Source organism: Calothrix sp. UHCC 0171 (assembly GCF_034931845.1).
Classification (GTDB): domain Bacteria; phylum Cyanobacteriota; class Cyanobacteriia; order Cyanobacteriales; family Nostocaceae; genus Brunnivagina.
Window position 1 is genome coordinate 13893 of sequence record NZ_JAYGHN010000028.1, and the last position, 21198, is coordinate 35090.

At 39.9% G+C, this 21198-nt stretch carries 16 protein-coding genes; 7 read left to right on the forward strand and 9 right to left on the reverse strand.

Features of this window, described 5'->3' with window-relative positions:
- Positions 1 to 88 precede the first annotated feature (88 nt).
- The 3 genes from ctaD to fdxB all read right to left on the reverse strand — a co-directional run bounded on the left by ctaD (position 89) and on the right by fdxB (position 4124).
- Entirely contained in the window at positions 89 to 1774 is a 1686-nt protein-coding gene (gene ctaD, locus VB733_RS19220) for a cytochrome c oxidase subunit I (RefSeq protein ID WP_323341669.1), read from the reverse strand.
- Positions 1775 to 1905: 131 nt separating this feature from the next.
- Positions 1906 to 3135 carry a cytochrome c oxidase subunit II gene (locus VB733_RS19225; RefSeq protein ID WP_323341670.1) on the reverse strand — a complete coding sequence of 410 codons (1230 nt, stop codon included), beginning with the start codon at positions 3133 to 3135 and terminating at the stop codon, positions 1906 to 1908.
- Positions 3136 to 3830: 695 nt separating this feature from the next.
- Positions 3831 to 4124 carry a ferredoxin III, nif-specific gene (gene fdxB, locus VB733_RS19230; protein WP_323341671.1) on the reverse strand — a complete coding sequence of 98 codons (294 nt, stop codon included), beginning with the start codon at positions 4122 to 4124 and terminating at the stop codon, positions 3831 to 3833.
- A gap of 1158 nt (positions 4125 to 5282) precedes the next feature.
- On the opposite strand from fdxB, the gene VB733_RS19235 reads away from it, so the two are divergent.
- Complete coding sequence (locus tag VB733_RS19235; protein WP_323341672.1) at positions 5283 to 6869, forward strand: helix-turn-helix domain-containing protein; 1587 nt, start codon at positions 5283 to 5285, stop codon at positions 6867 to 6869.
- Positions 6870 to 7145: 276 nt separating this feature from the next.
- The gene (locus tag VB733_RS19240; protein WP_323341673.1) at positions 7146 to 7541 is read left to right on the forward strand and encodes a hypothetical protein; all 396 of its coding nucleotides are present in this window, start codon (positions 7146 to 7148) and stop codon (positions 7539 to 7541) included.
- Between the two features lie 155 nt (positions 7542 to 7696).
- On the opposite strand, the gene dnaK is transcribed toward VB733_RS19240, so the two are convergent.
- The gene (gene dnaK, locus VB733_RS19245) at positions 7697 to 9613 is read right to left on the reverse strand and encodes a molecular chaperone DnaK (protein WP_323341674.1); all 1917 of its coding nucleotides are present in this window, start codon (positions 9611 to 9613) and stop codon (positions 7697 to 7699) included.
- A gap of 182 nt (positions 9614 to 9795) precedes the next feature.
- Complete coding sequence (locus tag VB733_RS19250) at positions 9796 to 10056, reverse strand: hypothetical protein (RefSeq protein WP_323341675.1); 261 nt, start codon at positions 10054 to 10056, stop codon at positions 9796 to 9798.
- A gap of 174 nt (positions 10057 to 10230) precedes the next feature.
- Here VB733_RS19250 and dusB point away from each other — a divergent pair, with 174 nt between their 5' ends.
- From dusB to VB733_RS19265, 3 genes are all read left to right on the forward strand, one after another.
- Positions 10231 to 11283 (forward strand): tRNA dihydrouridine synthase DusB, encoded by a 1053-nt coding sequence (dusB, locus tag VB733_RS19255; protein ID WP_323341676.1) that lies wholly within the window; start codon positions 10231 to 10233, stop codon positions 11281 to 11283.
- A 675-nt stretch (positions 11284 to 11958) separates the two neighbouring features.
- Positions 11959 to 12381 (forward strand): pentapeptide repeat-containing protein, encoded by a 423-nt coding sequence (locus VB733_RS19260; RefSeq protein ID WP_323341677.1) that lies wholly within the window; start codon positions 11959 to 11961, stop codon positions 12379 to 12381.
- A 569-nt stretch (positions 12382 to 12950) separates the two neighbouring features.
- Positions 12951 to 14555, forward strand: coding sequence for a bifunctional serine/threonine-protein kinase/formylglycine-generating enzyme family protein (locus VB733_RS19265; protein WP_323341678.1), 1605 nt, complete (start codon positions 12951 to 12953; stop codon positions 14553 to 14555).
- Between the two features lie 54 nt (positions 14556 to 14609).
- Here VB733_RS19265 and VB733_RS19270 read toward each other — a convergent pair whose 3' ends face one another.
- Both VB733_RS19270 and VB733_RS19275 read right to left on the reverse strand, forming a co-directional pair.
- Positions 14610 to 14951 (reverse strand): DUF5615 family PIN-like protein, encoded by a 342-nt coding sequence (locus VB733_RS19270; protein WP_323341679.1) that lies wholly within the window; start codon positions 14949 to 14951, stop codon positions 14610 to 14612.
- On the reverse strand, positions 14948 to 15181 hold the full coding sequence (locus VB733_RS19275) for a DUF433 domain-containing protein (RefSeq protein ID WP_323341680.1): 234 nt from the start codon (positions 15179 to 15181) through the stop codon (positions 14948 to 14950). The genes VB733_RS19270 and VB733_RS19275 overlap by 4 nt, the downstream gene beginning before the upstream one ends.
- Before the next feature lie 199 nt (positions 15182 to 15380).
- Between VB733_RS19275 and VB733_RS19280 the strand changes: the two genes are divergently transcribed.
- Positions 15381 to 16202: an Rpn family recombination-promoting nuclease/putative transposase gene (locus VB733_RS19280; protein ID WP_323341681.1), complete on the forward strand. Its 822-nt coding sequence runs from the start codon at positions 15381 to 15383 to the stop codon at positions 16200 to 16202.
- A 182-nt stretch (positions 16203 to 16384) separates the two neighbouring features.
- Entirely contained in the window at positions 16385 to 18070 is a 1686-nt protein-coding gene (gene ilvD / locus VB733_RS19285) for a dihydroxy-acid dehydratase (RefSeq protein WP_323341682.1), read from the forward strand.
- 148 nt (positions 18071 to 18218) lie between these two features.
- On the opposite strand, the gene VB733_RS19290 is transcribed toward ilvD, so the two are convergent.
- Both VB733_RS19290 and VB733_RS19295 read right to left on the reverse strand, forming a co-directional pair.
- Positions 18219 to 18638 carry a hypothetical protein gene (locus tag VB733_RS19290; RefSeq protein ID WP_323341683.1) on the reverse strand — a complete coding sequence of 140 codons (420 nt, stop codon included), beginning with the start codon at positions 18636 to 18638 and terminating at the stop codon, positions 18219 to 18221.
- 32 nt (positions 18639 to 18670) lie between these two features.
- Positions 18671 to 21148, reverse strand: a complete 2478-nt coding sequence (locus tag VB733_RS19295; protein WP_323341684.1) for a type II CAAX prenyl endopeptidase Rce1 family protein — start codon at positions 21146 to 21148, stop codon at positions 18671 to 18673.
- Between the last annotated feature and the right edge of the window lie 50 nt (positions 21149 to 21198).

A 21198-nucleotide genomic window follows, 5' to 3' on the forward strand; every position in this document is an offset into this window, starting at 1 on the left:
TGATTTGTATCTCCCCCTCTCCGTGTCTCCCCCTCTCCGTATCTCCCCCTCTCCGTGTCTCCCCCTCTCCGTGTCTCCCCCTCTCCCCCTATCCCCTCATGGAAATAGCTTCTAACGAGTCAGCACGATGGTAATCAGTCATACCATAGTCGTAGGGACCATGAGTTACAACTGGTAATACTTCCCAATTTTCAATGATTGGAGGTGAAGCAGTTGTCCATTCTAAAGTGAGTGAATTCCAGGGATTCTCACCTGCTAATGATCCTTGCTTCCAACTTTGAATAATGTTGATAGTAAAAGGTATCACCGATATTGCTAACAAAAATGCGCCAACTGTACACAACTGGTTAATTGATGCAAATTGTGGATCGTACATTGCCACACGACGAGGCATTCCTTGCAACCCTAGTTCATGCATAGGCAGGAATGTCAGATGAGTTCCCACAAAAGTCATGGCAAAGTGAACTCTTCCCCATTTTTCGTTCAGCATCCGTCCAGTCATTTTCGGGAACCAATGATAAATTCCCGCATAGATACCAAACACCGAACCACCAAAGAGAACGTAATGGAAGTGGGCAACGACGTAATATGTATCATGAACGTGGACATCGAAGGGAGCATTGCCCAAAGTTACACCACCAATACCACCCAAGACAAACATTGATAGTAAACCGATCGCAAATAGCATGGCGCTAGTAAAGCGAATTTTGCCTTTCCAAAGGGTAGCAACCCAACCAAAGATTTTCACTCCTGTGGGTACGGCAACTATTAAAGTCGAGATGGTAAAAAACATCCGCATCCAACCGGGAGTACCACTGGTAAACATGTGGTGAACCCAGACAACTAAACCAACTAAACAAATTGCCAAGCTAGAATAGGCGATGGCTTTGTAACCAAAGATGGGTTTGCGGGCATGGGTAGGAATGACTTCGGACATAATCCCGAAGATAGGCAGAATCATTAAATACACTGCCGGGTGAGAATAAAACCAGAATAAATGCTGGTAAAGTACGACATTACCACCAGCATCAGGTTTAAAGAATGATGTACCGAAATTTATATCAAATAAAAGTAACACCAGACCTGCGGCAAGTACGGGTGTCGAGACTAACGCTAAAACTGAGGTTGCTAAGATTGCCCAACAAAATAAGGGTAATTGATCCCAGCGCATACTGGGAACTTTCATTTTCAGGATGGTGATCACAAAGTTGAGGGAACCCAAAATCGAAGAGGTTCCCACCAAGACAATCGCCAGAATCCATAATGTTTGAGCCTTGGGGGCTGTAATTATCGATAGCGGTGGGTATGCTGTCCAACCCGATTGGGAACCGCCAAAAATGAAACTGGCAACCAGCAAAAGTCCAGCTGGTGGATTCAACCAAAAGGCGATCGCATTCAGTTTTGGAAATGCCATATCCCGCGCACCTAACATGAGCGGGACTAAATAGTTACCAAATCCACCAATCGCACTCGGTACAATCCACAGGAATATCATAATAGTCCCATGGTTGGTCATAAAGGCATTGTAGAGATTTGGGTTGAGAAAGTCGGAATCGGGTGTGGCAAGCTCTGTTCGTAATGCTACTGCCATCAAACCACCAATTAAATAGAAGAAAAAGGAGGTGACTAGATATTGAATTCCAATTACCTTATGGTCGGTATTGAAGGTGAAGTAATGATACCATTTCCAAGGCTCAGTATGGGTGGTATGACTAACCACCACATGTCCAACTTGTTTATCAGGGGGAGTGTTATGTGGAAGTTGTAATGTCATAGGATTTTTGATTTATGGCAATTTCTGGTTGGATTTTGGATTGAGAAGAATTAACCGCAGATACAGGTTAATGAATACTCAGAAATACTCATAAATCCTGATAAATCCTGTGCTAATCCAAAATCCAATATCTATCGGAAATTTGTTACTCCCATTGCTTGAACATAAGGTGCAAGATACTCAGCTTTTGAGAGTTCGCTTGGTTGGAAGGCTACAATTTGCTCAGGGTTTTCAGCTTGGGCGATACGATTGGTTTCTAGCCAGTTGTCAAAGTCTTCTGGTGTGTGGACAATGACTTGGCTACGCATGGAGCCATGATATCCTCCGCAAAGTTCAGCGCAAACAATTGGATAAGTTCCTGGTTTAGTAGCAACAAATCTGAGTTCGGTGGCTTGTCCGGGAATTGCGTCTTGTTTGAGTCGGAATTGGGGTATCCATAAAGCATGAATCACATCGGTTGCAGCAATGTTGAGTTGAACATCCGCACCAACGGGGACATGAAGTTCACCAGATGTGATTTCGCTACCGGGATAATTGAATATCCAAGCAAATTGCATCCCCGTAACATTCACCAGTAAATCGGCTGATTTTCCTGTTTTCTGGGGACTCGCACCAATCCCAATATCTGGTTGAGTGACTGCAATTTTACTTCTGACAGGTACTTTTACGGGTACTTGAATGGGTGCTTCAATTGGTGTTTCGTCGATGACTTCATCAGTTATTTCATCTGGTAATTCAACTGATGCTGCTGTGGTTGCTTCATCAGGTGTTTGCACAGATATTGTTTCTATAGAAGTTTCCGATGTTTCCGATGTCTCAACTGATTCTTCAGCTAATTCGGGAATGGGTAATACTGTTGTTGTTTCCGCAGGTGTTTCCACCGCTTCAGTGATAATATTTGTATCATCTACAGCATCACTAGCCTCATCTAATGTTGCTGCAAAAGCAGTTCCCGGCGTTGTCTGACTATGGCTAACCATTGCGTGATGGCTACCAGTACCTAAACCACCCATTTGGGTATAAACATCAACACTATATATTCCCAAACCGATGACAATGATGGAAGGGATAGCTGTCCAGAATATTTCTAAGGCAAAATTTCCTTCAATTGGACTACCATCACGCTCATCACCTGGGCGCTGGCGATATTGAAACAGAAAAATTGCGATCGCGCCTTGAACGACTAAAAACAAAGCAGTACCAATGATGACCATTACTTGAAAAAAGTCATCAACCAATGGAGCCTGTGCGGATGCTTGTTCTGGCATGAGAACATAAGAATACTGCCCAACCCACATACTAATTAAGGCGATGAGTATTCCTGCAACCAGCGTTAATAGGGAAACAGGGATTTGTTGCATATAAACAAAACTCTGTAAATTATTATGAAAGGTGTTATTGTCTGGAATCGAATTTGGTTTTGTTTTTGGTGCTAGTAGTTCACCCAAGTAACTTTGCAGGGACAAAAATCTTCGCGTCTCCGTCTCTCCTAGTCAATCTCAACCCGTTAATTCTGGGTTGGCGAACCACTAGCTATTTCTACTCTCTTCCCCACAAGTAGGCATTTATTGCAAAGATACCTTTATGTAGATATTTTTTTGCGTTTTTTACTAATCCATTCTTGACACAGATAAATATTTTTTTGCTTGTTTTTTAGTTTTTTTTAATATATTGTTTCCAAAAAACAAACACAGAAAACTATAATATTTTGTTTGTAAATAACATAATTTTTATGATGCAAGTTGCTATAACAAATAAAATCTATGATTAATTTTTATAGCCGAAAGTAAAGATTAAAGATTTAGTTTGCAGAGAACATTCCCCTTAAATACACCATATTGGACTATTTAATTGAACTAAATTTTGTCATGCTTTACAGATAAATGGATTGTCGAAAAATCACACCATGATAATTTCATAATCCACTATCTAGCATTCAAAATTCATCATCTACAGTCCAAAATGACAATATGTGAATAAGTTGAATTACCCTTACCAGTATCAGAAATATCTGGTAGTTAAATGAACAAATCACATAAATAAATACTACAAGCAATTAATTGTCTATAGCTGCGTGAGTATAGCAATTTTTAGAACAAATTTTTGCACATGCCTCGCAACCAATACAGTTATCAGCATTAGCAATAGTCATCACTTTCTTCTCGATTTCGTCGTCTTCTTCATTTTCGACAAATTCTCCCTCTTCATTCATGGCTTTTAGTTCTAAAACATTATGCCCGCAAATTTTAAAACATCTACCACAACCAATGCATTTATCTTGATTAATTGCTTGAACAAATTTAGGTGTCCAAGTTTTACCACCAAATGTCAATCCTGTTAATGTCGCCATTGTTCGTCCACCTTTGGAATTTCTACTTTTGTTAGTGCATGATTACTGCTCTGTTTTTGATGTTAACAAATGATTTGTAATGAAATAGTAACGTTTATATCTGTAGTCAATCTCTGGCATTTATCTGATTTATTTTTTATCTCTAACTGCAATTTACTATTAATACTACTAAGTTATTCAATAACTAAATATGTAACTTTTAATTAGCTAATTCGCATATATTTAGGCTTTCAAATATTGAATATTATCCGATAATGCTTTAATCCACCTGATTTTATGTACTTCCCAATTGTCAAATTATAAATGCAATAATTTTATATTTAATGTAGGTGATACCTTGGAAAAGGTAGTAGATTCAGAGTATATATTTATTTTATCTTCTTTTTCACTAATTTATTTTCTTTGACTTTTGCCGATGTTTTCAACTAATCAACCGTAAAAACATTTAAGTTATCTAGAATAAAAATCTACTTAATTTGTACAATCCAGTTATTTTAATGAATCTTGAGAGAAAATTTCAATTAGTTAATACTTGGCAGATTGAATGTTGAGAACATAATTAAAAAAAGGCTCGTATCAAAATATATAATTTGCCCTCAAAGTAATATTGTGATTTTAATTAAAGATATTTTTATTGGAAAAATGTAATAATTAATACACTTTTATAATTCTTCTTAATTATTAATAATATTAATGAAGCGAGGGGGCTTGCTAATCCTGTGTTTTTGAGTTATTCACTAACACTTAATAGTTTTTGAGAGATTTTAGTTTGTGATTTAATTGTGCGATTTAATTGTGTGATTTCAGCGTGAAATTAGAGAAATGTTAGTAGGTATGCTCAATGAATCACATAAAAACTATATCATCGCTCAGTAGGAACAAATAGGTAACAAATTTTGTGAAATATTGTAAAAAAGAAAGATACAAAAAAGCAAAGGTTTATAACCTTGAATAGCTTTTTTTAAAAGGGGGAATATGGGTGTGGATGTGGATAATTATTTTGGTAATTAAATAATCAAAATTATATTCTTCTTACCAGAAAATTGTCGTCACAAGCGCTTCTTTGTCGATGACTGGGAAGAGTGAGTGAATCGAAGGAACACATCCAGTGGAGATTTGAGTAAAAGCATACGAAGAGAGTAACGTGGCAATTGCCTTATGCCTTACACAATTCCAAATAACAGTTGCATTGGATGCGATGATTGTCGTCCTCAATGCCCTGTGGGTGCTATCAAGCTTGAAAACAATGAATATTGGATTGATCCTTGTTTATGTAATAACTGCGAGGGTTTTTATCCAGAGCCTCAGTGTGTGTCTGTATGTCCAACGCTTTCGCCGATTCCATTACAAGTGAAGCGGGGGAGATGCAAAGTCGAACCAAGGGAAGCAACAAGTCCGAGTTTATTTTCTAATGGTAAGAGTAATCCTTTTGCATCTGCGATCGCAATTTGGGAAGCTTGTAATGTCTTATCACAGAGGACATCCCTACCTTGGGAAGTTGATGAGAATGGGCATATCTGCTATCGTCGCCAGGTAAATCAAGGAAAAGGTGCGATCGCCTTTCATCTGACTGTACCATTTAGCGATGACAAACTCGCAACCAAAATGGCAGCAGTGGAAATGTTAGATATTCGTGCTGCTAGTATTCACCTCATTTTTGCCGCTTATGTAACAGCTATAGATAAACCTTGGCAACAAGAATTTACGATTGATGATAAACAAATTGAGAAATATTTGGGGTTGGAAAAACGGAAAGACCTCAATAAAACAGCAAAGTTATCATTAATCAAAAACTTGGTTCGTCAAGTTTGTTCGCTAGTAGTTTCGCTTGATTGGGCACAACAAGGTCGAGTCCGAGGATTTACAATTGAAAAAACTCCTCTATGGCATTTAATTGATATTCAGCATCATTTCCAAGAAGATGATAAAGGCTGTAAATATCTAATTGGCTTAACTTTTAAAGTGAAAGCTGGTATTTGGTCGCAGTATTTTTTAAATAGACAAGGTTGCAAAGAACGTACTGCATTCTATCAATATGGTAGTTTACCAAAGTCACTTTTAAATACAGTTATGAGTATTTGGCAGCAACATGAAGGTGCCGCCAGATTAATGTTATGGCTGTTATTTAAAACTAAGATGGGTAAGGAACAACGCATTACAGTTCCGACTCTATTACGGGTAGCCTACGGGGAAGAAAAAGTGGCAACAGCTTGTAGGCAACGTGATGACCGAAAGCGGTTGTTACGCACCTTTGAAAGTGATTTAGAAGTATTAAATCACTATGGCATGAAGCCAAAGTTTGACCCGATTACCTATCCGCCAAATATTCAACCTTTATGGGCTAAATTAGTAGATATACCTGAAGACCCAGATGAGGCGATCGAATTTTGGATTAATGATGGTGGAGGGACTTCGCGGTTAACAGATGCAGGTCCGCGAGGCAAATGGAATCTGTTAATGAATGCCCGGATTTTAGCATTTGAATTACCTCCAGAAATAGAACAGCAACTTGCGGAGGCAGAAAAAAAACACAGAACAGTCAGAAATAAAAGAAAGAATAAAACTACAGGAGGATTGTTAGGAGAGCAAATTTTACAAGCACGAAAAAACTTGAATTTATCACAGCGTGAATTGGCAAAACTAGCTGGAAAAAGTCAGAGTTGGATTCGTGATATTGAAAATGGTCGTCTCAAAGTTAAATCGGAAGACCAATCTATCTTAAGGAAAGTATTAGGAATTGCCTGATTTAATTGGGGAAAGGGTAGTAAGAACAAAAACTTTTCTTTCCCCTTTATCTTTGTTATTTATTGCGGTTGAATTTTAGAATTCTAGGGTAATCTATTTTTTATTGAGAATTTTGTTATAAACTTGCCTTAAGTATCCTTGTAAAAATAAATTGAACAAGTAGTCTGGGCAGCGTATCTCCTTCGGAGACGCTCCGCGAACGACTGAGCGCTCATGCCGAAGTCTTGCCCACCTTTGGGAAATAGCAAGTGAGACGCTTGCACTACTTATTTTTACATGATTCCTAATTATCCGATCGCAATTGCTTCTCTAATGTTGGTATTTATATTTACCTTGATTTTTAATTTGCTACTAAGTTTTACTGTTATATCTCCCGCAGAAGCTTTTACCTGTCGTGATTACAACAATCACAAAATCTGCATTCTCAGTATTAAAAGAAATGCCAAAAACTACTGGGAATATCGGGCATCAGTAATTATTGATGGTGTGAGAAGTCCGGTGGAGATTTATGATTGTCGTCAACGGGTTCGCATTGGGAGCGATCGCAATTTCATCGCTTTTGGGGAGGATGATGGCGGTGAATTAATCTGTAGTTTTTTTAGGATGAGTTCACCAACAGAAATAGCTAACAAAAAAACACCCACCCAAGAATACACCTTGAATGAGCATTAGTTGTTAGTTAGAAGTTAATAGTTATTCGTTAATAATTATAACTCCTAAATGTGGTGGGGGTAGAAAAGACTCTCCCGCCACTGACTTGACAATCAAATTTTTATTGTTTTCTGGAAGTGATTTTTGGATTTAGCCTAAAAATCACTCATGACAGCTTACTTACTTTCAGTAAAATCAGCATCGATGACATCATCACCACCACCAGAGGTAGAAGTATTACTACCACCAGCAGAACCAGCGTCACCACCAGGAGCAGCACCTTCAGCACCACCACCTTGTTGATAGAGGTTGCTGCCAACAGCAAATAATGCTTGTTGCAATTCCGGCATAATCCGCTTGATTTGCTCGTCATCTTCCTTGGCAACAGCTTCCTTCAGTTCCTTAACCAAACCTTCGACTTTGGTTTTATCTGCTTCGGGAACTTTATCGCCAAGTTCTTGAATTTGCTTCTCAGCTTGGTAAGCTAATGAGTCAGCTTGGTTTTTGCGATCGATTTTCTCGCGACGTTCTTTGTCAGTCGAAGCGTTTTGTTCGGCATCGCGTACCATGCGCTCAACATCACCTTTGTCAAGGGTGGAAGCGCCAGTAATGCTAATCGACTGTTCCTTACCGGTACCCTTATCCTTCGCCGTTACATTCAAGATACCGTTAGCATCGATATCGAACACAACTTCGATTTGGGGTACACCACGGGGTGCAGGGGGGATACCATCAAGACGGAAAGTTCCCAGACTCTTGTTATCTCCAGACATTTCCCGTTCCCCTTGGAGAACATGAATTTCTACGTTGGTTTGTCCGTCAACAGCAGTGGAGAATACTTCCGATTTCTTGGTGGGGATTGTAGTGTTACGAGGAATAATCTTGGTCATTACACCACCCAAGGTTTCAACACCTAGAGAAAGTGGTGTTACGTCGAGTAACAAAATGCCAGTAACATCACCAGCCAATACACCCGCTTGAATTGCCGCGCCAACAGCAACTACTTCATCAGGGTTTACGGTTTGGTTGGGGTCTCTACCCAAGGTACGTTTAACAATTTCTTGGACTGCGGGTATCCGAGTTGAACCACCCACTAATACAACTTCATCAATGGCACTCTTGTCTACCTTGGCATCCCGTAGCGCGTTCTCAACGGGGATGCGGCAGCGATCGATCAAATCAGAACACAGTTCCTCAAATTTCGCCCGGGTTAAAGTGGTGTCGAGGTGCTTGGGACCATCTTGAGTCGCAGTGATGAAAGGCAAGTTAATTTCTGCTTGGGTAACGCTAGAAAGTTCAATTTTTGCCTTTTCTGCCGCTTCTGTGAGACGTTGCAGTGCTTGTCTATCTTTGCGAAGCTCGATCCCTTCAGCTTTTCTAAATTCTTCAGCTAAGAAATCAACTATTTTCTTATCAAAGTCGTCACCACCAAGGTGGGTGTCACCAGAGGTTGCTAATACTTCAAATACACCATCACCAACTTCGAGTACAGATACGTCAAAAGTACCACCACCAAGGTCAAATACGAGGATGGTTTCATTACTCTTTTTGTCGAAACCATAAGCCAAAGAAGCTGCTGTTGGTTCGTTGATAATCCGTAGAACTTCGATGCCGGCGATTTTACCTGCGTCTTTAGTTGCTTGGCGTTGCGAGTCGTTAAAGTAAGCAGGAACGGTAATTACAGCTTGAGTAACAGTTTCGCCTAGATACTTGCTGGCATCTTCAACTAACTTGCGGAGAACCTTTGCCGAAATTTCTTCTGGTGCAAAATCTTTACCAGCTTGAGGACAAGCTAGTTTGACATTACCGCCACTCTGTAAAACCTTATATGATACTTCTGTCGCTTCATTCGTTACTTCTTCATAACGACGACCGATGAAGCGCTTTACCGAATAAAAAGTATTTTCGGGGTTCATTACCGCTTGGCGTTTTGCGATTTGACCCACTAAAGTATCGCCATTTTTCGCAAATGCAACCACCGATGGAGTTGTCCGAAAACCTTCTGCGTTAGCAATAACCGTGGGTTTACCACCTTCCATGACTGCCACACAGGAGTTAGTTGTTCCTAAGTCTATTCCAACTACTTTTGCCATTGTAGGTGCTGGCTCCGTATAAAACTACAAAAAACTACAAAAAATTTGGGTCTAAATAAGGGCGATATATTTGAACTAACTGGGTTTAGAGGCAGCCAGTTCAGCAAGATAACCTTTGGTTTTGGCTTTTTAAGGGTGGAAACCCATAACTATGCTGATATATATACTGAAGCTCGTACAGCCTATCCATGAAGGGTGGTTTCCCGAACAATATTTAGGACGGTTATGCCTTTTCGCTCCATGTGCTGTCTCATCGCCTCGTAATTTAATCTGTTTACTTCGTCTAATGTATGGGAAATAATACTGTAAGTAATTCGCGTGAACCGTAATCTTTGGGTGGTGTTTGCCGACAAAATCAGAGAATAGGGCATGGAGTCATGAGTAAAGGGGCGATCGCAGTATGTTGGATTGAGGGATTTACAGCGAAGTAGGAAGCTAAACAAGAAGGTGTAATCAGGCAGAAACTGAGAATTTTATCAGTATTATTACGATTAATTTAAGTCTAAAAAATACAACTAAAAATTGGGTTTAACTATCGATCAACTTCGCCAAGAATCACAAAAACAGCCCCCAACTTAGGATTAGTACAGGATTCTGAAAATTTCTAGAAATTCCCCATGCTACAATTGTCTCCCCAACTGAAAGCAAGACTTTCCACGCCTTTAAAAATTGGCAATGTGGAAGTTAATAGTCGTGTTCTCCAATCACCCCTTTCTGGTGTCACTGATTTAGTATTTCGTCGTTTGGTGCGTCGCTATGCACCTGATTCGATGTTGTATACGGAAATGGTTCATGCATCACAAATACAGCATGTGAAAACACTACCAAAAATCATGGAGGTAGACCCCAACGAACGCCCCATAAGTATCCAATTATTTGATTGCCGATCGCATTTTCTTGCCCAAGCTGCACAAAAAGCAGTGGCGGAAGGTGCCGATACTGTTGATCTGAATATGGGTTGTCCGGTAAACAAAATTACTCGTAAAGGTGGTGGTTCTTCGCTGTTACGGCAACCGGAGTTAGCCGAGGAAATTGTCCGAGAAGTGGTAAAGGCTGTTGATGTCCCTATCACCGTAAAAACTCGGATTGGTTGGGATGATGATGAAATTACGATACTCGAATTTGCCCGGCGAATGCAGGATGCTGGCGCAAAAATGATTACGGTACATGGTCGTACTCGTGCCCAAGGATACACAGGTCAGGCACGTTGGGAATGGATTGGGAAGGTGAAGGAAGTTTTGGAAATTCCTGTAATTGCCAATGGGGATATATTTTCGGTGGAGTCGGCGCTACGCTGTTTGCAAGTAACGGGTGCAGATGGGGTAATGTGTTCGCGGGGAACTTTGGGTTATCCGTTTTTGGTGGGTGAGGTTGATTATTTTTTGAAAATGGGGGAAATATTGCCACCAGCAACACCTGTAGAAAGATTGGAATGTGCGAAGGAGCATTTACAGGCTTTGGCTGCATATAAGGGACAGCGCGGCATTTACCAAGCACGTAAGCATATGGCTTGGTATGCAAAGGGTTTTGTTGGTGCTTCTGAGTTGCGGGGTGAGTTGAATCAAGTTGAGACATCACAACAAGGTGTAGATTTGTTGGATAAAGCAATTGAGAAATTAGTGATGGGGTATGAGGAATTGGAGGAGAGGGAAATTGCAATGACACAATAAAACTCTGTCTTTTCTACTCACGTTTTGTAATGCAAATTATTGATATGTATTGTCTGAAATTACACTAAATCTTTGGGAACATTCCAAATGTGTAAATTGTTTTTTGTAGTGCGGGCTTCTAGCCCGCTTCCTGGAGACTAGAGAGCAAGAGCTTCCTGGAGACTAGAGAGCAAGAGCTTCCTGGAGACTAGGGAGCAAGAGCTTCCTGGAGACTAGAGAGCAAGAGCTTCCTGGAGACTAGGGAGCAAGAGCTTCCTGGAAACTAGGGAGCAAGAGCTTCCTGGAAACTAGGGAGCAAGAGCTTCCTGGAGACTAGGGAGCAAGAGCTTCCTGGAGACTAGGGAGCAAGATGCTCCCACTACAAATGGTATTTTTGCAAAATTGGGATACTCCTAAATCTTTGTTAAATATACTAAGAATGGGTTTGAGAGCTAAAGTTTTGTCAATCTGAGCCTCAATAGTTCTCTGAAAAGAAGCAAATTGTGATATATCTATCGAAAGTAGGATTAAAAAAAAATCAATTTCATTATTGTTATATTTCTTTTTTGTTGTTTTTGAATTCCTGTTTAATCGCAACTTTATGCAAAAACTATTAAGTAACACAATTTACTGTTAATTATTGCAATCTTAGTGAGGCTAATATATAGAAGCTTTAATCAGATTAATCAGAATGTTATGAGTACAGAAGAACTTTTATTTCGGTATCAGGCTGGCGAAAGAAACTTTAAAGGCGTAAATCTGATTGGAAGTTATCTCAATGGAATAGATTTGAGTGGGGCAAATCTCCGGGGTGCTTCGATTTGTGAGGCTGACTTGAGTCAGGCGATTTTAGTGGGGGCAGATTTAACCGAGGCATCTTTAATTCGAGTCAATTTGAGTGGTGCCAATTTAAGTGGAGCCAATTTGAGTGGTGCCAAGTTATATGAAGCAAAACTTACTGGTGCCTTGCTAAAAGGTGCAAAGTTAAAAATGGCAGATTTAATAGATGCAGATTTTTCATCTGCGAAATTGGTAGAAGCAAATCTTTATGGTGCGTATACGAATGGCACAAACTGGGATGGTGCAGTGATGCCTGATGGCAAAATTCACCAGTATTAATAGTTGAAGAAAGTGAGGGAATTTGATTTCCCGGCAATCGAAAGGCTGTATGTTTTGTGTCCTTCGTTAAGCTCAGGAAGCATCAGGGTAAAATTCTCCGTAGACAAAAGAAATAAAACCTATAAAATAGCCTTTTTTCGCTATTTTTTTATATCTTGGGCTTATTTCTGGCAACTGTACTATTTCAAATAACTGTTTTTCGGCGTTGTATTAATGTGGGATTAATTCGCATCGGAAACTATTTATAATTAGAGAGTATTTATAAAGTAAATATTAAGCATATTCGTGCAGGGAGAAACCGGGTTTCTCATCCAGCAGTAAGATGATGCTCGATATTTCCATCCCAGAAACCCGGTTTATTGGGTTTTAAGGTTGACTTTATAGATAGCCTCTTAGTCCAAAATAGAGCGAAATTCTCCCATATTCAGCAGCGCCTCCTTTTTATTCTCAGTCGCATCAAACACGCACCATACGCACGTAAAAATTTCAAACACCTCCATAAAACCTTGCCAGTTGTCGGCTGTAGCTAAATTTGCCAGAATTAGCTTATTCTTTGGCTTGGGTAAATTATGATGCAGGTAGGGGAAATATTGCGCGATCGCTATAAAATCATTAAACTACTGGGGGAAGGAGGTTTTGGTCAAACCTTTCTTGCTGATGATTTAGGTATTCCTATCGAACCTAAGCCAAGATGTGTTGTTAAACGGTTGAAAACAGCAAATCTCAAAGATGAGGAATTGGAGTGGTTGAAAAATTCCTTTGTCAAAGAAGCAGCCACTTTGTACAATTTGGGCAGACTGCATCCACAAATTCCTAGCTTATCGGAATATTTTCAAGTTGGTAACGAATTTTACCTAGTTCAAGAATATATCGATGGTGTCGAACTCGCAAATATTATGACACCAGGGAAGAAAATTCCTGAAGTTGCTGTAATTCAACTTTTAACAGAAATTTTAGAAGTATTGGTAGTTGTCCATCAAGAAAACATTATTCACCGCGATATTAAGCCACAAAATATCATGCGGCGCAACACTGATGGGAAAATTATCTTAATTGACTTTGGCGCAGTCAAACAAATCATGGTGAAAAGCACCGGGCAAACAAGTTTGACTATGGGAATTGGCACACTTGGTTTTATGCCTGTAGAGCAAATTATGGGGAAACCCAAATTAGCCAGCGATATCTACGCTGTGGGGATGGTGGGAGTACAAGCACTGACGGGAATATCACCCGAATTCTTGGATGATGAAGACGGGGAAGTGATTTGGCAGGATAAAGTGAGTGTGAATAGTCGCTTTGCCAATGTTTTGGGAAAGATGGTAAATAGTCGCGCTAGTCGGCGTTATCAAAATGCATCAGAAGCGCTAGAAGCAATGAAATTATTACATCAACCTATAAATAAATCACCAAAACAGGTTTCAAACGCACCACAAAATCAACCTATTAGATATTTTGTCGAAGACTTAGGGAATGGTATTACCTTGGAAATGGTAGAGATACCAGGGGGAACATTTATGATGGGTTCCCCAAAAACAGAAGAAAAAAGAACTAGCAGGGAAAGTCCACAGCATCTAGTTAATGTTCCCAGTTTCTTCATGGGGAAATATGTCGTTACGCAAGCGCAGTATCAAGCGATTATGAAGAAAAATCCTGCTAGATTTAAAGGTGTAAATCGACCTGTAGAAACGGTATCTTGGGATGATGCAGTGGACTTTTGTCAAAAATTAAGCCAGAAAACAGGAAAAACCTATAGATTACCCAGTGAAGCCGAATGGGAATATGCATGTCGTGCTGGAACCACTACACCTTTTTATTTTGGTGAGACAATTACCACTGATTTCGCTAATTTTGATGGAAATTACACTTATGCTTCTGCACCCAAAGGGGTTTATAGAGGAGCAACTACAGAAGTAGGTAAATTTCCACCTAATGTCTTTGGTTTATATGATATGCATGGGAATGTTTGGGAATGGTGTCAAGATTCCTGGCATGAAAATTACAATGGTGCACCCGTTGATGGTAGTGCGTGGATTGATAATAATGAAACGAAACTGCTACGTGGTGGTTCCTGGCTCAGTTTCCCAGGCATCTGTCGCAGTGCCAATAGCATTAGCAAGACGCGCAACTATCTTAACGGCAACTTTGGTTTTCGAGTTGTGTTGTTTTTGACGTGAGGATTCCCTTACCCTTTGCCTTCTTGCTCTTTTTTACACCAAAATTTTCAAAATTTAGGGAGTATTACTAATTTCTACGATCGCCTCCCCTTGTTGCAGTTGCTCTAATGCATTAGATAAAGTCGCTGTCAGCAATTGTCGCAAATTACGATTCGTAACATTGCCACAGGTTATCCATAAAATCTGAGGAGGACTTCCCAAGCGACAAACCAAATCGATAAAATCGCTATCCTTGGTCATGATTACAGCATTTTCGGAACGTGCCGCTTCAAAAATTTCGATATCCTGAGCATCCCGAAGTGACAAATCTCGTAGAGAAAAAGCTTCTAAGCCAAAGGTTGTTGTTAGCCAGTTTGCCAATGCCGGAGGAAGTTGAGCATCAACCCAAATCTTCATGCTGTCAATCTGGGGAACTCAGTGCGTCGTGCTGCAAAAATCAGACAAGCTTGGATATCAGCCATTTCCAAATCGGGGAAATCTTCTAAAATCTCGGACATACTAACGTTTTCGGCTAACATTTCCAAAATATCGCTGACTCGAATCCGCATCCCTCGAATGCAAGGACGACCACCACATTGACCAGGTGTTTGGGTAATACGAGTCAGTAAGCTAGTCGTTGAATCCATAAATATGTCTATAAAAAAATTTCTATCTAGTCTTAATTTTACCAAGGGGTAATCGGAAACTATATATGAATTTAAGTTACGTGATCGCGCTAACGTCAGAATAAAGTAAAACTAGAACACTTGAACAATAATCGTGGGAAAATACACCTTTAGAAATTGAAGAATTTCCCCAAAAATAAAAACAAAAAAGCAGCAACCTGTGAAAACAGATAGTATCTTTTATCGACTATTTCAAGAATTTCCCAGTATATTCTTTGAGCTAATCGATCGCCCACCAGAAACCGCTAATCTCTACCAATTTTCCTCCATCGAAGTCAAGCAAACAGCCTTTAGAATCGATGGTGTCTTTCTTCCCATCCAAAATGAAGAAAACCCAATTTACTTTGCAGAAGTTCAATTTCAACCCGACTCTGACATCTATTCCCGCATTGTTTCCGAAGTATTTTTATACTTGCGACAAAATCCGTGTAAAAATACTTGGCGAGGAGTAGTCATCCATCCTAATCGCAACACCGACACAGGAGAAATCAAAGATTGTCACGAATTCTTTACCAGTCAACGCATTACCCGAATTTATTTAAACGAATTAGGTGAAACTGCATCGCTGCCAATTGGTCTTGCTACCATTAAATTAATCGTCGAAAATGAAGATACAGCAATTGCCACAGCCAGGGAAATAATAGAACGTACGAAGCAAACTAATAACTTACCATTCCAACAACAGCGACTCTTAGAATTAATTGAAACAATCTTGGTATATAAATTTCCCACAATGACAAGAAAGGAGATAGAAACAATGTTTGGATTAAGCGATTTGAAACAAACACGGGTATATCAAGAAGGAAAAGAAGAAGGAAAAGAAGAAGGAAAAGAGGAAGGAAGAAAGGAAGGAACTCAAGCAGGACGTTTGGAAGCAAAGTTAGAAGCGGTTCCCAAGCTGCTAGCATTGGGTTTGACTGCCGAACAAGTAGCAGAAGCGCTGGGTTTAGATATTAACCAAGTTCAGCAAGCCAGTAAGTAGGATGAGATAAATTTAAGTGGAGCGATCGCATATTCATCGCATACTAAACGATAAAATCATATCAAAATAAAATTAACCAAGCGATCGCAAATTCAAGATAAACCCCCTTTCTGATACGCTGAAATAATCACCACAGAGGAGAAGCGCCGTGATTAATGAAGGTGGCGCGTAAGGGAATCACAATGTCGGAAAATCTTAGAAGTCAAGCTATCACCCAAGGGGTACAACGTTCACCCAATCGCGCCATGTTGCGTGCAACCGGATTCCAAGATGAGGATTTTTCTAAGGCTATAGTTGGCGTTGCCAATGCTTACAGTACCATTACTCCCTGCAATATGGGGTTGAATGATTTAGCAAATCGCGCTCAAGAGGGAATTCGCAAGGCGGGGGGAATGCCGCAAATCTTCGGTACGATTACCGTTAGCGATGGTATCTCGATGGGAACTGAAGGGATGAAATATTCTCTGGTGTCACGGGAAGTTATTGCTGACTCTATCGAAACCGCTTGTAACGGCGAAAGCATGGATGGAGTGCTAACTATTGGCGGTTGCGATAAAAATATGCCCGGTTCGATGATTGCGATCGCTCGCATGAATATCCCTGCTATCTTTGTCTATGGGGGTACAATTAAACCCGGTAGTTACAGAGAATGCGATTTGACTGTTGTCAGTTCCTTTGAGGCTGTAGGTGCTTTCAAAGCTGGCAAAATGGACGAAGATGAATTAATGGCAATTGAACGTCGTGCTTGTCCTGGTGCGGGTTCCTGCGGTGGTATGTATACAGCAAATACCATGTCGTCGGCGTTTGAAGCTATGGGAATGAGTTTACCCTATTCCTCGACAATGGCTGCTGAAGACGCAGAAAAAGCTGATAGTGCCGAAAAATCAGGACATGTACTTGTCGAAGCCATCCGCAAACAACTTTTACCCCGACAAATTATTACCCGCAAATCCATTGAAAATGCCATTTCTGTGATTATGGCAGTCGGTGGTTCCACAAATGCAGTATTACATTTTCTAGCGATCGCTCATGCTGCTGGTGTCGAATTTAACTTGGATGATTTTGAGAGTATTCGGGCAAGAGTACCTGTTTTGTGTGATTTAAAACCTAGCGGGCGCTACGTAGCTACGGATTTACACAGGGCTGGAGGTGTGCCTCTGGTGATGAAAATGTTGTTAGATAAAGGATTATTGCACGGCGATTGTATCACCATTACTGGACAAACAATTGCTGAAGTCCTCAAAGATGTACCTTCTGAGCCATCGCCAGACCAGGATGTCATTCGCCCTTGGGATAAACCAATGTATGCACAGGGACATTTGGCAATTCTCAAAGGTAATTTAGCCACAGAAGGAGCAGTAGCAAAAATTACAGGCGTTAAATTACCGAAAATTACTGGACCTGCTCGTGTATTTGAGTCAGAGGAAGAATGCTTGGATGCAATTCTCGCCAATAAAATCAAACCGGGGGATGTCCTCATTATCCGTTATGAAGGACCAAAAGGTGGTCCGGGAATGCGGGAAATGCTTGCTCCCACCTCAGCAATTATTGGTGCTGGTTTGGGCGACTCGGTGGGGTTAATTACCGATGGACGTTTTTCTGGCGGTACTTACGGTATGGTTGTTGGACATGTGGCTCCAGAAGCTGCGGTTGGGGGAAATATTGCTTTGGTTGAGGAAGGCGATAGTATCACCATCGATGCACCAGCACGGTTATTGCAAGTGAATTTATCTGAAGAGGAATTAGCGAGAAGACGGGCAAATTGGCAACCAAAACCGCCTCGTTACACCAAAGGTATTTTGGCTAAATATGCCAAGTTGGTATCTTCAAGTAGTTTGGGTGCGGTGACGGATTTGGATTTATTTTAAGGTTAGTTCGTTATACTCTCCTAAATTAAATTTAGGGGAGTATTTAGGAATATGGATTAAATAAATTACAAAAGTAGGGTGCTGTTAGCGCAATGTAACGCACAATTTTAGATTCCGTGAGAATTGCAAGTTATTAAATTCCCGTTCTTTAGTCATAACTGTTGTCACTACTACCGGAATCATAGCTACTACTGGAATCACAACTGTGACTACTACTTGAATCATAGCTATAACTGGAACTATCATTAGATTCGTAATTACTACTTGATTCGCAAATATTGTTATTATCGCTATTTGTATACTCGTTGTTGCTGTTGGTATAGTCTTGATTGTGGTGAGAATCTGAGCAATGATGAGAATTATCGCTACCATCATTTGTCTCTAAAGTGTTGCTAACTTTGTAGCTAGTATTTGCGTAATCAAAATCAACATCAAAATCACTACTTTCTTCACTTCGAGAAGGATAAATGTCATGCACTTGGGCTTTTTGACGTTTCCAAACTTTGCTGAGTATAAAAGCTGTAATCACAATGATGATGACAGCAAGCAAGACAGGCAAACCAAGCATAAACACCTTCTGTAGAATATCTCATAGAGTTACTACATTTGAGTATTCCCAAATTTCTGATTCCTAATATCCAATTTTGCCATCCCCCCAAAAATAATTAACCAAACTACAACTACAGCCCAGTGAATCAAAACAACCACCCATAAAGAACCTGTAATTGCATATGCAATCGTACAGGCAATTCCTAATAATGCAGCTAACCCCAGAAAAACCCGATTAAAAAATGTAGGAAATCCAGCTTTAAACAAGGTTTTCGCATTCAAGGGATGATAAACAACAAATAAGAATAAACTTAAAATTCCCCACATGCCCCATTTCCAGCAATTGATAATTTCACTGGGATGGGGAAGTAGTAAAACTCGGAAAAATAATTCTTCCACAATTGCAGGCAAAAATAAGCAGCGCAACATTAATAAGTATTGTTCAAACCAATTTCCAGCCCAAATTTGTAGCTGTAAAAATCCAAACTTGAAACCCAAAGGTATGGCAATGAGGCTATAAATGATTAGTGTTACACAGATAATTAACCAATCTTGTAATTTGGGAATCGCCAAAGACGCTAAAATCCGATTCAGACAAATAGGAAGCGGTGCAATATCGGTAAAAGGAATCTGAATTTGTCCAAAAAATACTGTGGGTGCAATAGGTGTAATATCAGCTTGCCAACCACCTACTTGATTAGTTCGCAAAAATTGCATAGTTGCACCATGTTTTAAGAATATCGCGGCGAGGTCATCATGCACTTGTCTTGGCATCATTGTTCGCCATGTTGTCAATCCTGCCCAGATGCTACCATCTTTAAATGGTTTCCTGGGTTTTTCTGTCGTACTTGCCCCTGTACCTGCCAGCATATCTACTTGACTTTGCCAATCAGCACGAATAATTCCTAAGGGTACTAGTTGTTTTTCTAAAGATTTACCTAATTCGACTAGTTGCTGAAAGCGTAATGTTTGTGGGTGATTGGGGTTGGCATTTAACCAAGTTTGAATTTGTGGATTTGTCGCCACTTGTTTTTTAATTGCCTGTATTGTTGCATACAGTGCTTGACTAGAATCCTGAACACAGGAAGTCGCAGGCGATACTGTTGCTCCACCCGTACCATCTCCAATTCGATAACGAGCGATCGCAATTTGTAATTGTTGCTGTAACTGAGTTAGAGGTGAAATTTTGATACCATCAAAGTCATAATCTTGGGTGACGGGAGCAAATTTAATGAGAATATCTGATACTGGACGGGTTGCCAGCCATCCGTATTGTAAATTACCCATATAGTTTGCCCAGGTATGTATTCCGGCAATAATTCCATCGGGGTTATGGGCGTAAACTTGGTGATATTTGATGTCAAAGCGTAATTGCTGCGTAAATTCGTCGCGAATCACTTCTGCACTGCCAAAGGCAAAATGTCCAGTGATAGTGTATGGCACTCCCAGGCGTTCAGCTTTACGCCCGCCAATTCCCCCAAATAAGTGTAGGAGGATGGCTTTATCTCCTTCTTGCCAAATCTGTGGCGATGATTTTTTCTGGTTAACAACTAAAGTTGTATTGATTTTACCTTTATTTTTTTGCGTATTTTGCCAATTTAGTTTGTGAATATAATTTAGCGCTAAGTCTTTATTTGTAATTGTTTCATTTGATTGCAGTGCAAAAAGAGAACGGGGTGCGATCGCTTGAACAACGAAAATATTATTGACATTATTTGCTCCGTAAATATACCATCCATCTCTACCTGCGGATGATTTTTCGATTTGCTCTGGGGTTGAAGGTGCAAAATGTCGTGTATCTATTACTTGTTGAGGAATCTGAATTATTTCTTCGACTCCGTCAAATTGATGAGAATTAGGGTTGTAATGTTTGACTAGATAATAATTTTCGGATTGTTGATAATTTTTAGATGACAGATTTAGAGAATGAGATGGAATTGGTTTAATTATTGTCACTAAACTGTAAAATCTACCAGTTACTAAAATAGGTTCGTTATCTATTTGTAAAATATAGTTATTTTCTTGATTATTTTCTTGATTATTTTCTGTAATTATTGTCTTTAAATCTAGTGCCACAATCGTATCATCGTTAGGATTCGCACCAGCCAAAGAACGCAAAGCCCCTACCTGACGCACACCATTTAGTCGAAAGGGATGAATAATTCCTGCTTGCTGACTTGTAATTACTTCGGGGGTGAAATCTACATCTCGCTGGATATTTTGAATGTAAGTACGTAATTCTTGATTATTCTTCCATTGCAAACGGACAATTTTTCCTACCAAATTTTGTGCTGTTGGTGGTGCATATTGTACTTCCATCCATACCCAATCTAAACCATCTTGTAATTGTTGTTTCGTCGGTAAAATTAACCTTCCTATCCAATTAGCAACAGGTTTATACAGATTTTTGGGTGGAATTTTTGTGACGGGATAAAAAGCAGGTTGATTCACATTTTGACGACTATGTATTGCATAATTGCTTTCACGTTGTCCTAACTGTGTTTCTCGTGGAGAAATTTGTAATACCATCAGGACTACTAAAAAAAATAGTAGTAAAAATATTGTCAATTTTCGCCTGA

Bases quoted from the DNA above. Each gene is read 5' to 3' on its own strand.
- VB733_RS19265 (WP_323341678.1), top strand. From the start codon at position 12,951: ATGATGCAGGTAGGGGAAATATTGCGCGATCGCTATAAAATCATTAAA.
- fdxB (WP_323341671.1), bottom strand. From the start codon at position 4,124: ATGGCGACATTAACAGGATTGACATTTGGTGGTAAAACTTGGACACCT.
- VB733_RS19235 (WP_323341672.1), top strand. From the start codon at position 5,283: ATGCCTTACACAATTCCAAATAACAGTTGCATTGGATGCGATGATTGT.
- VB733_RS19225 (WP_323341670.1), bottom strand. From the start codon at position 3,135: ATGCAACAAATCCCTGTTTCCCTATTAACGCTGGTTGCAGGAATACTC.
- dusB (WP_323341676.1), top strand. From the start codon at position 10,231: ATGCTACAATTGTCTCCCCAACTGAAAGCAAGACTTTCCACGCCTTTA.
- VB733_RS19290 (WP_323341683.1), bottom strand. From the start codon at position 18,638: ATGCTTGGTTTGCCTGTCTTGCTTGCTGTCATCATCATTGTGATTACA.
- VB733_RS19270 (WP_323341679.1), bottom strand. From the start codon at position 14,951: ATGAAGATTTGGGTTGATGCTCAACTTCCTCCGGCATTGGCAAACTGG.
- ctaD (WP_323341669.1), bottom strand. From the start codon at position 1,774: ATGACATTACAACTTCCACATAACACTCCCCCTGATAAACAAGTTGGA.
- VB733_RS19275 (WP_323341680.1), bottom strand. From the start codon at position 15,181: ATGGATTCAACGACTAGCTTACTGACTCGTATTACCCAAACACCTGGT.
- ilvD (WP_323341682.1), top strand. From the start codon at position 16,385: ATGTCGGAAAATCTTAGAAGTCAAGCTATCACCCAAGGGGTACAACGT.
- VB733_RS19240 (WP_323341673.1), top strand. From the start codon at position 7,146: ATGATTCCTAATTATCCGATCGCAATTGCTTCTCTAATGTTGGTATTT.
- VB733_RS19295 (WP_323341684.1), bottom strand. From the start codon at position 21,148: ATGGTATTACAAATTTCTCCACGAGAAACACAGTTAGGACAACGTGAA.
- VB733_RS19260 (WP_323341677.1), top strand. From the start codon at position 11,959: ATGAGTACAGAAGAACTTTTATTTCGGTATCAGGCTGGCGAAAGAAAC.
- dnaK (WP_323341674.1), bottom strand. From the start codon at position 9,613: ATGGCAAAAGTAGTTGGAATAGACTTAGGAACAACTAACTCCTGTGTG.